The following is a 13,124-nucleotide window of genomic DNA, read 5'->3' as shown; positions in this document are numbered from 1 at the left end:
GAGGTCTGTTAACGCCGACGGAAAATAGGGCCGGTGTCGCCAGGAGTTGCAAGCGGTCACTGCTTCGGTGTGGCCGCGCGGCGTCCCAGCACGCTTGGTAGGAGGAGTGAAAATGGAACGGATACCACTGCCACCGGAGCAACGGATGGCGATCTTCACGGCGCGGGCGTCGGGTGCAGTACTGAGACAGTCCGCAGCACTGACCTGTATGTCCAGGTCGACTGCCTGTCTGTGGCTCACGTAGCCGGTCGGGACGCGGCCACGGGTGACGGGCCACAATAGGCATTGCGTGTGTCGCTCGATCAGCGCGAGAGCATCTCGCGCGGTCTTGCCGAAGATCGGGCGCTGGTGCCGATCGCCGCCGAAGTGGGCGGGCCCATTTCCACCGTTTGGCGAGCAGTATTGTGCATTGGCGACGCGAGTGGATACCGGCTCAACGTCTGCGGGTTTCCGCAGCAGATCTTCCGACGGCGGCTGTCGGAGCTTTCAGACGACGAGCACCTGCACGTGTCACACGAGACCGTCTACAGCAAGCTGTACGTGCAGACACAACCCGGTCTCCGTGCAGAATTGACCGCCACACTCCGCACTAAGCGACCGAGCCGACATCCGTAACGGCGTGTCGCCTGCGGCGGAAAGAAGCCTCGGATACCCGGCCTTGCGCCCGTCAAGGATCGCGAGACCGAGCGTCACGCCTGTCCCCCGGCACCGGATGCGAGCGTGACATGATGCTACCGACACGTTAAACGACGATACCGACCTTCTCTGAAGAAGATCGGTATCGAATGTGTCGTGGGCTCAGCGAGCGAACATACCTCGGTAGTACTCGTAAACCCAGCCGGTAAGGGCGACGAGGCCTATACCCAAACCGATAAAGCAAATCCAATAGCCTACGGCCAAACCGAGGAAGAGTAGGGCCGCTGATGCTGCCAGGAAAATGGGCCACCAACTCCAGGGGCTAAAGAAGCCCATCTCTGGATCACCATCATCGATATTGCCATCGAGACGGTCTTCCGGTAGTTCACCACCTTGCGCTGCATGTACTTTACCGAGGTAGAAGGCGACGAATGCCATGAGCACAGCCGTCAGGCCGAGCATGAACGTACCCGCCCACTCGACCGCGCCGTGGTCCAACAGGCTCCACACGATATAAACAATCGTCACGATGACGAAGAATACGGTGAGGACCCAGAGCAGGTTTGCATTGGTTTTCATTTATTTAACCCGATTCGAGTCGATGTCGTAAACCGACGCGTCGGGGGCATCCTTACCTGGGCCGATACCGACGGGTAAGCCGGCCTCTGGGTGGTTCAAGTCGAACGCCGGCCGCTCAGAGCGGATTCGAGGAATAGACGTGAAGTTGTGGCGTGGGGGCGGGCACGATGTTGCCCACTCCAGTGATGAGCCGTAGCCCCACGGGTCGTTCACGGTTACCAACGGGGCCTTGCGCGCCGTAATGTACACGTTCAGGAAGAACGGAATCATCGACACGGCGAGGACCATCGCACCGACGGTAGACACTTGGTTCATCCAGGTGAAACCGTCTTCCGGTGAGTACGTCGCATATCGACGAGGCATCCCCATGACACCGAGCCAGTGCTGGATAAGGAAGGTGGTGTGGAAACCGATGAAGAGCAGCCAGAAGTGCCACTTTCCGAGGCTTTCGTTGAGCATCTTGCCGGTCCACTTGGGCCACCAGAAGTAGAACCCACTGAACATTGCAAAGACCACGGTGCCGAAGACCACGTAGTGGAAGTGCGCGACGACGAAGTACGTGTCCGACACGTGGAAGTCGAGCGGCGGCGATGCCAGGATGACACCCGTGAGTCCACCAAAGGTGAACGTAACCAGAAAGCCGATGGCCCAGATCATGGGTGTTTCGAAGGTGATCGATCCTCGCCACATGGTGCCGATCCAGTTGAAGATCTTCACCCCGGTCGGCACGGCGATAAGCATGGTCATGAGCGAGAAGAACGGTAGCAGCACCGAACCGGTGACGTACATGTGGTGCGCCCAGACCGATACCGATAGGGCCGCGATCGAAATGGTCGCATAAATGAGCGTTTTGTAGCCGAACATCGGCTTGCGGCTGAAGACAGGGAATACCTCGGAGACGATGCCGAAGAATGGCAGCGCGATGATGTACACCTCGGGGTGACCGAAGAACCAGAACAAGTGTTGCCAGAGGATGGCGCCACCATTTGCGGGGTCGTAGATGTGCGAGCCGAAGATGCGGTCGGACGCGGCAGCAAGCATGGCAGCGGCAAGAACCGGGAAAACCATGAGTGCGAGCAGAGACGTGATGAGGGTGTTCCACGTGAACACCGGCATCCGCCACATCGTCATGCCCGGAGCGCGCATGGTGATGATGGTCGTGATGAAGTTTACGGATCCGAGAATGGTGCCGAATCCGGAAAGTCCGAGGCCGACCATCCATAGATTCCCACCAACTCCGGGCGAGAACGTCGTGCTGGCCAGCGGCTGATAGGCGAACCAGCCAAAGGATGCCGCGCCCTGAGGGGTGAGGAATCCGGCCACGGCGATGAGGCTTCCGAAGTTGAAGAACCAGTACGCGAGAGCATTGAGCCTGGGGAAAGCAACGTCGGGAGCGCCGATTTGCAGGGGAATCAAGAAGTTTGCAAAGCCGAAGAAGAGCGGCGTTGCAAACATCAGGAGCATGATCGTGCCGTGCATCGTGAAGAGCTGGTTGTACTGTTCCTTCGTCTGCACCACGTCGAGACCGGGAGCGAACAGCTGGGCACGAATAATGAGTGCCATGACGCCACCGAGGCAGAAATAAATGAAGGAGGTGATCAGGTACATGTACCCGATGACCTTATGGTCAGTGGAAGTTATCCACCTGACGAGCACGTTGCCCTTGCGCTCTGCCGACGTTGAGACCGGTGCGGCTGGGCGTGACCCGGGGGGTGCGATGGTCGTAGTCATGGCTTAGTTGCCCTCCGGAGCCGTCGGGGCACTGGTACCCGGCTGATTCTGATTGCGGTCGAACTGGTTGTCGAGTTGGCCGACGTTACCCGCAGTACGCAGGGACGCGATGTACGTGTCGTAGTCAGATTGCGAGACGACCTTGACGTTAAAGAGCATGAGGGAGTGGTATTCACCGCAGAGCTCGGCACACTTGCCCGCGAACGTTCCGATGCGCTCCGGGGTGACCGACATGTAGTTCGTCCGGTCCGGAATGATGTCTTTCTTGTACAGGAAGTCGATGACCCAGAAGGAGTGGATGACGTCGCGAGATTCGAGTGCTATTTCAATGGTGTTATTGACCGGAAGCACCAGAACGGGAAGTTCCGACTGATTGATCGCACCGGTTTCGCCGTTGGGATCAAGCTGGCCCTGAATGCCGGGCGAGTAGACGTTTTCGTCAACGTAGTTGAAGTCCCACGCCCACTGCTTGGCTTGAACTCCAATTGTCACGTCGGGATTGTCGTAACGAGCCTCGATGGCGACTTGGTCGCGCACCGTGAAGGCGAAGAAGCCGATGACGAGGATGAGCGGTACGACGGTGTAGAAGATCTCGATCGGCATATTGTACCGCAGCTGAACCGGGAGGCCGGTCTGGCCCTTCCGACGTCGATACACGACGATCGTCCAGATAATGAGACCCCACGTGATGAGACCTACGATCAGAAGCACGATCCAAGAAGTGGTCCATAGGCCCGCGATTCGGTCGGTGTGATTGGTCACCGCCGTTTCGCCCTCTTCTTCAAAACCGGGCAGGAAACCGTGGAGCTGGGCTTGCGTGCATCCTGCCAATACAACGGCTAACGTCGCTGCAAGCGGAATGGCAGCCCAACGACGGCGGTGATTATTGCGCACCGGGGGACCTTTCGGGAGATTCGAGGACGCTTCTGTGGAAGCGCTTTGATCGGTTTCTAGCTTACTCCGCGAGAGCGCGCACAAAGTGCACTCCGGGGCGGGTCATACACGTTTTGTGCGCGTGACTTTCTCGGGATGGTGCTAATTCGGGTGAATCGGGGAATTTTGAGCAAAAAAGCGGGGACATCATCGAAGTGATGATGTCCCCGCGATCAGTCCGAGACAAACGCCCGCTGAAGCGCTTGCTGTTAGTGGAAAGAGTCCCCACAGGCGCAGCTGCCGCCAGCGTTTGGGTTGTCGATGGTGAAGCCCTGCTTCTCGATCGTGTCCTCGAAATTGATTGAGGCTCCATCGAGATAGGGGACGCTCATCTTGTCGACGACGACGCCCACACCATCGAATTCAACGAGGGCATCGCCCTCAAGCATGCGCTCGTCGAAGTAGAGCTGGTAGATCAGGCCGGAGCAACCGCCGGGCTGGACGGCGACGCGCAGTCGAAGGTCTTCGCGTCCTTCCTGAGTCAGCAGGCTGCGGACCTTGAGCGCGGCCGTATCGGTGAGTCCGACGCCATGCGCAGCATCTGGGACATGGGCGGTGTCAGCACTGCTGACTGTTTCGGTCATGGTGTCGGTCATGCTTCTCCTCGGTTTACGCAGTCACGCACGGTGCGATCTCATAGATTGCGATGTCTTAAATTCTACCTCCGTCAACCATAAAGTCGACGGGAGCATTCCCACGCTGTCAGAATTCCTTTGATCGTCGTCTACTGACATGGTGTTTGCTCAGTGGCCGGTGCGGTCATTCAGGCTGCCCAGCAGGAAAGCCTCACTGAGCACGGCGCGTTTGAAGACGCCCAGGTGGAGAGACTCATTCGGGCTGTGCGCCCGGGAATCCGGGTCTTCGACTCCGGTCACGAGAATCTGGGCAGCCGGAAACACCCGCACGAGATCGGCGATAAACGGGATTGACCCACCGACACCGATGTCGACCGGTGGAGCACCCCAGGCATCCGTCATGGCGGAACGAACCTCGGTCACAGCCCATCCGCTGGTATCAACGAGGAAGGGCTCGCCGGTATCGACGTCGTCGATTTCGACAACCGCGCCGAACGGCGCGTTTTCCTGAAGGTGCGTCTCGATCACTCGGGCGGCGTGCACGGCGGACTGCCCGGGGGCGATCCGCGTGCTGAGCCGAACTGTCACCGCAGGGGTGAGTGTATTGGAGGCGTTGTCGACGGTCGGTGCGTCGATTCCCGTCACTGTGAGAGCTGGCTGCGACCAGATTCGACTCAGGATAGAGCCGTGGCCGATCGGGCTGACGCCGGGCAGTAGGCCAGTTTCTGCCCGAAGCTGATCCTCGGAATAGTCCGGGGTGGGAACATCGATGCTGGTGAGGCCGGCGACGGCCACCGAACCGTCTTCGTGATAAAGGGTGGAGAGCAACTTGATGGTGGCGAGCATGGCATCGGGGACTGCTCCGCCGAACATGCCGGAGTGTGAGGCGTGCGCGAGGGTGCGCACGGTCAGCCGGAGTGTGACATTACCGCGAAGGGCCGTCGTGATGGCGGGCGTGTTGATGTCCCAGTTGTTTGAATCGGCCACGACGATCACGTCTCCGCGCAGGGCCTCGCGGTTCTCATCCAAGAAAGTGGCAAAGGAGCGGCTGCCGAATTCCTCCTCGCCCTCGATAAACAGCGCTATTCCCAGATCGAAATCGGGACCGACTGCCGCGACGAGAGCGCGGATGGACGCGACGTGGGCCATGACGCCGGCCTTGTCGTCGGCAGCTCCTCGCCCGTACAGGCGGTCTCCGCGCACAGTAGGCGTAAACGGATCGGACTCCCAATCTTCGTCCTTGCCCGGAGGCTGTACGTCGTGGTGGGCATAGAGCAAAACCGTCGGCCGGCCATTGCGGGCTGCACGCGACGCCAATATCGCCGGCTGCCCTAGCTCCGTGTTGCTGCCGGTGCTGCTCGGCCCAATGCCAGCCTGCACGATATCGACCGACTCGAAGACGTCGAGCCCGCGCACCAGCGCCGCGACGGCTTCGGCACTTGCGGCGACGTGTGCAGGATCAAATGCTGCCCAGGACACGGATGGAATGCGCACCAGCGCGCACAGATCGGCGATCGTGCTGGGGAGGCCTAGTTCGACCGCGGTGCGAAGGCCGGCCCGTGCACCCGAATCGGCGGCTGAATCGCGGGCATCGTCGGGCGCCCGGCCGGTGGAAGAAGAATTTGTCTGTGGGTTACCCGTCATACCGGTAATCTTAAGGCACCCAATTGCAAGGATTTGATGTGGCTAAGCACCCCGTAAACCCCGACGCCCAGCCGTCGATTGAAAGCGCCGACGAGACCCCAGCGCGGCTGGGTCTCTCGCACACCGCCGGTAAGGGTCAGGCGACCCCGACCCGCAAAAGGCAGGAGGCGGCGAACAAACGCCCGCTGGTTCCGGATGACCGCAAGCTCGCCGCCAAGCAGGCACGCGCCCAGTCGAGCGCTGCGCGTGATGTGGCCAGAGCTGGCATGGCGGCCGGCATCGACAAGTACTTGCCGCTGCGTGAACGTGGCCTGCAGAAGCGCTATGTCCGTGACTATGTCGATGCCCGGTTCAGTGTCGGTGAATTGATGATTCCGATCATGTTCTTGGTTATTCTGCTCAGCACGATTCCCAGCGTTGCCAGCGTGTCCCTGATTGCGCTCTGGGCATTTTTCATTTTCGCCGTCGTCGACTGCGTTGTTCTCGGCTTTGTGCTTACCAAGAAGATCGAGGCCAAGTTCGGTTCTGACAAGGCCGAACGCATCCGCTGGTATGCGGCCATGCGTGCGCTGCAGCTTCGACCGATGCGTCTGCCCAAGCCGCAGGTCAAGCGCCGTCAGTACCCGGTCTAATCTCGCAACGTGCTTACGGGCGGCTTCGGCGCATTATCGCGCGAAGGCGCCCGCGCGGATCAGCGGCACACGTACTTCCTCATCGGTGAGAGAACCGTGCTGCCCGATCATGCCGCGGGCTTTCTGGTTGGTTGGACGGGAGTCGTAGTAGGCGATCGACTTGCGGGCGGCGACGAGCACATCTCCGATGCGCGGCAGGACCTCGTCGGCAACGCGTCCGTACAGGCCCGCCGCGACGGCTTCAGAGCGCGTATAGACCCAGGCGCGGTCCCCCTGAGACGCACGCCAGGCGTCCGCCAGCGTGTCAGCGGTCACCGACGACTGGTGGCGATCGAGGTAGAGCTGTACACAGCGTGGGTCCCCCGCGACGTGACGTACGCCAGTCACGAGGGCGGGCTCGGTGTCGAACAACACGTGTCTGACGCTCGGAACGTCGATCACACCATGGTCGGCGGTGAGCAGCAGGCCCTCGTCGGAACGAAGTGTCGAAGCGAAGCGGGTTACTTCGGCGTCGAGGGTCTCGAGCTGGGCCAGCCACCGATCGGACTCCCAGCCGTGTGCGTGCGCTGCCACGTCAAGCTCGGCCACATACAGGTATATCAGAGCCGTCGGGTTGTCGTTGAGGATGCCGCGGGCGGCCGCGAAGCGATCGGCCACAGAGTCAGCGGGTACATACTGGGCGCCTCGCAGCACCGCCTGGGTGAAGCCTGAGGTCACGAATCGTTTCGGGCCGATCGCGAAACTCGGCACGTTTTCATCACTGGCCAGATCGAAGACGGTCCGGGCACGCTGCCAGGTGGCCGGTTGCATGCCGTCGTCCCACCCGGTGAGCTGGTTGACCACGCGGTCGTTGGCCTCGTCCAGAACTTGGTAGCCGACCAGCCCGTGCTGGCCCGGTTCCACGCCGGTCGTGAGCGACGCGATTCCCGCGACCGTCGTGGCGGGGAAGACACCGTCGATGATGCTCGATTTATTGAGCCGGGAAGACAGGAATCGGGCGTGTCCAGCGCGTGCCCGAAGCGAGCTGACGCCGAGCCCATCGGCCAGAATCACAATCGCCTTGTGTACCGGGGGTAAAGCCAGTGCATTCGGCCGGGCGCACACGGCGCTGAGGGAACTGGTCAGAACATCGGCAAGGCGCAGGGCACTGAATTGGCGGGCCGGTAGCATGGTGGGCATCGAGTCTTATTCTTTCACAGGGATGAACTCGGGCCCTCCAGCGCTCCAGAGAGCGCTTCCTACGTAGTGCAGTGGTGACCGATTCAATCGGTTTCCGCCGCACGATTGAAGCAGAATTTTTCAATGAGCCGCTCAGACAGCACCCCATTAGCCGCCACCACAGCCAGCACCGAACGCATCGAAGACGTCGATGTGTCGGTGGAGATGCAGGGGTCGTTCCTCGAATACGCGTACTCGGTGATCTACTCCCGGGCCCTGCCCGACGCCAGGGATGGCCTCAAACCCGTGCAGCGGCGCATTTTGTATCAGATGAGCGAAATGGGGTTGCGTCCCGACAAAGGGCACGTGAAGAGTGCCCGCGTCGTCGGTGAAGTGATGGGCAAGCTCCACCCGCACGGCGATACCGCGATCTATGACGCCCTTGTGCGCATGGCCCAGTCGTTTTCACTGCGCGTTCCGCTCATCGACGGGCATGGCAACTTCGGTTCCCTCGATGACGGGCCGGCCGCTCCCCGTTACACCGAGGCCCGCCTGGCGGCCCCAGCGTTGGCAATGACCGAAAATCTCGACGAGGACGTCGTCGATTTCGTGCCGAATTACGATAACCAGCTCACCCAGCCCGACGTGCTGCCGGCTGCTTATCCCAATCTCCTCGTCAACGGCACCAGCGGCATCGCCGTCGGCATGGCGACGAACATGGCCCCCCACAACCTGATCGAGGTCGTCGGGGCGGCCCGGCACCTACTGGCGCACCCGAACGCGACTCTCGACGACGTTATGGAATTCGTGCCGGGACCCGACCTGCCGACCGGTGGAACCATCGTTGGCCTCGCCGGCATAAAGGATGCGTACAGTACCGGCCGCGGCAGTTTCAAAACCCGCGCCCGCGTCTCAGTAGAGGCGATCAGCGCCCGCAAGACCGGACTCGTCGTGACCGAATTGCCCTATCTGGTCGGCCCGGAAAAAGTGATCGAAAAGATCAAGGACGGCGTCAACTCTAAAAAGCTCAGTGGCATCTCGGACGTGACCGACCTCACCGACCGTACCAAGGGATTACGCCTGGTCATCGGAATCAAAACCGGCTTCAGCCCCGACGCCGTGCTCGAGCAGCTTTATCGGTACACGCCGCTGGAAGATTCCTTCAACATCAACGCTGTCGCCCTAGTCAACGGCGCCCCGCAGACGTTGGGGTTGCTTGAACTGCTGCACGTTTACGTGAACCACCGAATTGAGGTCGTCACCAGGCGGTCGGCGTACCGGCTGGCTCGTCGCAGGGAACGGCTGCACCTCGTGCTCGGTCTGCTCGTCGCGATTGTCGACATTGACGAGGTCATTCAGGTGATTCGAGCCAGCGACGACGCCGAACAGGCTCGTGCCAAGCTGATCGACGTGTTCGACCTCAGTCAGATCCAGGCTGAGTACATTCTCGAACTGCGGTTGCGGCGCTTGACCAGGTTTTCTCGTATTGAACTCGAAGCCGAACGCGACCAGTTGCTCGCCGAGATCGCGAAACTCGAGAAGTTACTGTCGTCGAAAGCGGCCATTCGCACGCTCGTCTCGGAGGAGCTCGGCGCTGTCGCCGAAAAGTTCGGCACTCCGCGGCGCACGGTACTGACCGAGGCCAAGCCGAGTATCGCTGGCTTGTCGGCAGCGGCCGCTAAACGCCAGGCTGCGGTGCTCGAGGTGCAGGACATTCCCACTCGGGTGTTCCTGAGCGTGACCGGGCGCGTCGCCCGTGTAGATCTGGTCGCGATCGACGACGCCGTGCCTCCGCGGATCCAGCCGCCGCAGCGCCGCAGCAAGCACGATGCCGTGCTGTCGACGCTCGATACAACGAGCCGCACCGAGGTGGGCGCGGTGACCAACCGGGGCCGGCTCATCCGCTTCTCCCCCGTCGACCTTCCGGTGATGCCGCCGACGTCCATTCAGTTAGCAGCCGGCGTGCGGATCAGCGAGTATCTCGTACTGCCCGACAAGAAGGAACATGTGTTGGCCATTGTCTCGCTCGACTCCGATCGGGCACTCGCACTCGGTACGCGGCACGGAGTCGTCAAGCGGGTCACTCCTGGCGACTGGGCCAACAAACCCGACTTCGAGATCATCGCACTCAAGCCGAAGGACGAGGTGGTCGGTGCCGTGCAGGGCGCCGAGGACGACGAGCTGGTCTTCATCTCTTCGGATGCGCAGCTGCTGCGTTTCAACGCCTCGGGTGTGCGCCCACAGGGCCGAGCGGCCGGAGGCATGGCCGGAATTAAACTGACGCCGGGCGAAACCGTCGTGTTCTTCTCCAGCCTGTCGACCGAGGATGTCACCACGGCCGTGGTAGCCACGGTGGCATCGAGCAGTCAGACGTTGCCCGGCACCGACCCCGGCAGCGCGAAGCAGAGCGATTTCTCGGAATATCCGACCAAGGGACGCGCCACCGGGGGCGTGCGCGCCCAACGCTTCCTCAAGGGCGAAGACACCCTCGCGGTGGCCTGGGTCGGCCGCTCCCCCGCCCGCGCCGTCGCACCGGACGGTACGCCGCGCACTTTGCCCGAGTCTGGATCCCGCCGCGATGCCTCCGGGGTCATGCTCGACGCCCTCATTGGAGCCATCGGGGCCGAAATCTAGCCTTCCGTGGTCACGAAAGCGTTTCCTTAGACGTCGATGCGGTCGCGGGAGAGCTTGTCGGAGCTGTCGATGATGAACTCTTTACGCGGGGCGACGTCGTTGCCCATCAGCAGCTCGAACACCTTGCCGGCGGACTCGGCATCGTCGACGCGTACCCGCCGCAGGGTGCGGTGGGCTCGTTCCATGGTCGTGGTCGCGAGCTGGTCGGCATCCATTTCACCGAGGCCTTTGTAGCGCTGGATGGGGTCCTGATAGCGCCGGTTCTTCTTCTCGAGAGCGCTCAACACCGCGTGCAGTTCGTTCTCGGAGTAGGTGTAGATGGTCTCGTTGGGCTTGCTGCCGGGATTCATGACGACGACCCGGTGCAGCGGCGGTACGGCGGCAAAGACGCGGCCTTCGGTGATCATCGGTCGCATGTAACGGAAGAACAGGGTGAGCAGCAAGGTGCGAATGTGCGCACCGTCGACGTCGGCGTCGCTCATGATGATCACCTTGCCGTAGCGCGCCGCTGACAGGTCGAAGCTGCGCCCGGAACCGGCGCCGATCACCTGGATGATCGAGGCACACTCGGTGTTGGAGAGCATGTCGGAAACGGATGCCTTCTGCACGTTCAGAATCTTGCCCCGAATCGGCAACAACGCCTGGTGCTCGCTGTCGCGGGCCAGCTTGGCGGTGCCGAGGGCCGAGTCCCCCTCCACGATGAAGAGCTCGCTCGTGGACACGTCGTTGCTGCGGCAGTCAACCAGCTTGGCCGGCAGGGAAGAGCTTTCCAGGGCGTTTTTGCGCCGCTGGGTCTCCTTGTGCGCCCGGGCTGATATGCGCGACTTCATCTCGGCGACGATCTTGTCGAGTACCAGCGCGGACTGTGTCTTGTCGTCGCGTTTGGGCGAGGCGTACCGCTCGGCCATGGCCTTCGCAACCACGTTGGCGACGATCGCCCGCACCGCTGGCGTACCGAGCACTTCCTTGGTCTGCCCCTCGAACTGCGGTTCGGGCAGACGCACCGTGAGAATGGCGGTGAGACCCGCCATAACGTCGTCTTTGTCGACCTTGTCGCTGCCGACTTTCAACCGTCGGGCGTTCAGTTCTACCTGACCGCGCAGAAATTTGAGCAGACCGGCATCGAAGCCGGCCTGGTGGGTCCCGCCCTTGGACGTGGCAATAATGTTGACGAAGCTCTGCACGATCGTGTCGTAGCCGGTCCCCCAGCGCAGGGCGATATCCACTTGGCAGTCGCGCACGAGCTCGGTGGGCACCATGGCGCCTGTGTCGGTGAGCACTGGCACGGTTTCGCTGAAGGTGCCGTTGCCGGTCAGCCGCCAGGTGTCGGTGATCGGGGCATCCGGTGCGAGGTGTTCGACGAATTCTGAGATGCCCCCGTCGAACTGGAACAGGCTGGTCACCGGCTCATCGGTACGGCGGTCGGCGACCTCGATCGCAAGGCCGGGTACGAGGAATGCCGTCTGACGGGCACGGCTCAGCACCTCGTCGGTCTGAAACGCTGCGCCCTTGGTGAAGATCTGTCGGTCGGCCCAATAGCGGATACGGGTTCCGGTCACGCCGCGCTTGACCTTGCCGATGACACGCAGTTCACTCTGGTTTTCAAACGGAGTGAACGGGGCGTCGGGGCTCTTCTCCCCCGAATCGGCAAACAGGCCCGGTTCTCCCCGGTGAAACGACATGGCCCAGGTCTTGCCGTCGCGATCGACTTCGACGTCGAGACGTTCGGACAGAGCATTGACGACGGACGCTCCGACGCCGTGCAGACCACCGGACGCCGCGTATGAGCCGCTGCCGAACTTTCCACCCGCGTGCAGTTTGGTGAACACCACCTCAACGCCGGTCAATCCGGTTTTGGGTTCGATATCGACCGGAATGCCGCGGGCAGTGTCGCGCACCTCGACGCTCTGGTCCGGGTGCAGCTCGATTTTGATGCTGGCGCCATGTCCACCCAGAGCCTCGTCGACGGAGTTGTCGATGATCTCCCACAGGCAGTGCATCAGCCCGCGCGAGTCGGTAGAACCGATATACATGCCGGGGCGTTTGCGCACTGCCTCGAGTCCCTCAAGGACTGACAGGTGGCGCGCGGAATAGTCAGAGCTCACAACAACCAAGAATACCGGCCCCGACCGGCAATCTCTCGCGCCGAGTCGGCTGGCCGCGACTCACCACTCACCACAACACGTCTACGCGGTGAGCGAAATACCGGCCAAACATCTCGTCACAGGCCCTTCGGCGTGTTTACATTAGTCACAAGGGTTCATGCATTCAATCTGGAGGAGGAAAAAATGTCCCAGATCGCCACCGAAAATGGTTCCGTAGCCAACCAGGGTGCCCCCCACCAGCTCACCGCAGCCGATCGCTGCGACGCTTGCGGCGCCCAAGCTTATATTCGTGTCGTCGTGAAGAACAGCGAACTGCTGTTCTGCGCTCACCACGGCCGTAAGCACCAAGAGAAGCTTGCGGCCATCGCTGAAAGCTGGCACGACGAGTCGAGCCGACTGCTCGAGGATCAGCGTTCCTAGCCGACCCAGCGACTTGAGAACGGATGCCGCGCAGGCGGCTGGCTTCGGCCGGCAACCTGCGCGGTTTCCTCGTTACT

11 protein-coding genes are annotated in these 13,124 nt (G+C 61.6%); 4 read left to right on the top strand and 7 right to left on the bottom strand.

Going from position 1 to position 13,124, the window contains the following annotated elements; all coding sequences use genetic code 11:
• Window positions 1-291: 291 nt before the first annotated feature.
• Window positions 292-615 carry a hypothetical protein gene (locus CXY74_RS12155; protein ID WP_104200670.1) on the top strand — a complete coding sequence of 108 codons (324 nt, stop codon included), beginning with the start codon at window positions 292-294 and terminating at the stop codon, window positions 613-615.
• Between the two features lie 183 nt (window positions 616-798).
• Here the strand turns inward: CXY74_RS12155 and CXY74_RS12150 are convergent, their stop codons facing one another.
• The 5 genes from CXY74_RS12150 to CXY74_RS12130 form a co-directional block, all read right to left on the bottom strand.
• Window positions 799-1,215, bottom strand: coding sequence for a cytochrome c oxidase subunit 4 (locus tag CXY74_RS12150; RefSeq protein WP_104200669.1), 417 nt, complete (start codon window positions 1,213-1,215; stop codon window positions 799-801).
• Entirely contained in the window at window positions 1,216-2,946 is a 1,731-nt protein-coding gene (gene ctaD, locus CXY74_RS12145) for a cytochrome c oxidase subunit I (protein ID WP_104200668.1), read from the bottom strand.
• Between the two features lie 3 nt (window positions 2,947-2,949).
• Window positions 2,950-3,840, bottom strand: coding sequence for a cytochrome c oxidase subunit II (gene coxB, locus CXY74_RS12140; RefSeq protein ID WP_104200667.1), 891 nt, complete (start codon window positions 3,838-3,840; stop codon window positions 2,950-2,952).
• 248 nt (window positions 3,841-4,088) lie between these two features.
• Window positions 4,089-4,475 carry an iron-sulfur cluster assembly accessory protein gene (locus CXY74_RS12135; RefSeq protein ID WP_104200666.1) on the bottom strand — a complete coding sequence of 129 codons (387 nt, stop codon included), beginning with the start codon at window positions 4,473-4,475 and terminating at the stop codon, window positions 4,089-4,091.
• A gap of 147 nt (window positions 4,476-4,622) precedes the next feature.
• The gene (locus CXY74_RS12130; RefSeq protein ID WP_104200665.1) at window positions 4,623-6,098 is read right to left on the bottom strand and encodes a dipeptidase; all 1,476 of its coding nucleotides are present in this window, start codon (window positions 6,096-6,098) and stop codon (window positions 4,623-4,625) included.
• A gap of 38 nt (window positions 6,099-6,136) precedes the next feature.
• Here CXY74_RS12130 and CXY74_RS12125 point away from each other — a divergent pair, with 38 nt between their 5' ends.
• Window positions 6,137-6,730 carry a DUF3043 domain-containing protein gene (locus tag CXY74_RS12125; protein WP_104200664.1) on the top strand — a complete coding sequence of 198 codons (594 nt, stop codon included), beginning with the start codon at window positions 6,137-6,139 and terminating at the stop codon, window positions 6,728-6,730.
• A gap of 33 nt (window positions 6,731-6,763) precedes the next feature.
• Here the strand turns inward: CXY74_RS12125 and CXY74_RS12120 are convergent, their stop codons facing one another.
• Window positions 6,764-7,909: an alkaline phosphatase family protein gene (locus CXY74_RS12120; RefSeq protein WP_233193365.1), complete on the bottom strand. Its 1,146-nt coding sequence runs from the start codon at window positions 7,907-7,909 to the stop codon at window positions 6,764-6,766.
• 123 nt (window positions 7,910-8,032) lie between these two features.
• Between CXY74_RS12120 and CXY74_RS12115 the strand changes: the two genes are divergently transcribed.
• Entirely contained in the window at window positions 8,033-10,522 is a 2,490-nt protein-coding gene (locus CXY74_RS12115) for a DNA topoisomerase (ATP-hydrolyzing) subunit A (protein WP_104200663.1), read from the top strand.
• Between the two features lie 26 nt (window positions 10,523-10,548).
• Here the strand turns inward: CXY74_RS12115 and CXY74_RS12110 are convergent, their stop codons facing one another.
• Window positions 10,549-12,627, bottom strand: coding sequence for a type IIA DNA topoisomerase subunit B (locus tag CXY74_RS12110; protein ID WP_104200662.1), 2,079 nt, complete (start codon window positions 12,625-12,627; stop codon window positions 10,549-10,551).
• 183 nt (window positions 12,628-12,810) lie between these two features.
• On the opposite strand from CXY74_RS12110, the gene CXY74_RS12105 reads away from it, so the two are divergent.
• On the top strand, window positions 12,811-13,047 hold the full coding sequence (locus CXY74_RS12105) for a hypothetical protein (RefSeq protein ID WP_104129172.1): 237 nt from the start codon (window positions 12,811-12,813) through the stop codon (window positions 13,045-13,047).
• The last annotated feature ends 77 nt before the right edge of the window (window positions 13,048-13,124 follow it).

Source organism: Cryobacterium sp. Y29, from assembly GCF_002929825.1.
Classification (GTDB): Bacteria; Actinomycetota; Actinomycetes; order Actinomycetales; family Microbacteriaceae; genus Cryobacterium.
Note: the sequence above shows the minus strand (reverse complement) of the source record. Positions and strands in the feature narration are given on the sequence as shown.

Coding starts and splice junctions, on each gene's coding strand:
- CXY74_RS12150 (WP_104200669.1), bottom strand. CDS start 1,215: ATGAAAACCAATGCAAACCTGCTCTGGGTCCTCACCGTATTCTTCGTC.
- ctaD (WP_104200668.1), bottom strand. CDS start 2,946: ATGACTACGACCATCGCACCCCCCGGGTCACGCCCAGCCGCACCGGTC.
- CXY74_RS12135 (WP_104200666.1), bottom strand. CDS start 4,475: ATGACCGACACCATGACCGAAACAGTCAGCAGTGCTGACACCGCCCAT.
- CXY74_RS12130 (WP_104200665.1), bottom strand. CDS start 6,098: ATGACGGGTAACCCACAGACAAATTCTTCTTCCACCGGCCGGGCGCCC.
- CXY74_RS12120 (WP_233193365.1), bottom strand. CDS start 7,909: ATGCCCACCATGCTACCGGCCCGCCAATTCAGTGCCCTGCGCCTTGCC.
- CXY74_RS12115 (WP_104200663.1), top strand. CDS start 8,033: ATGAGCCGCTCAGACAGCACCCCATTAGCCGCCACCACAGCCAGCACC.
- CXY74_RS12105 (WP_104129172.1), top strand. CDS start 12,811: ATGTCCCAGATCGCCACCGAAAATGGTTCCGTAGCCAACCAGGGTGCC.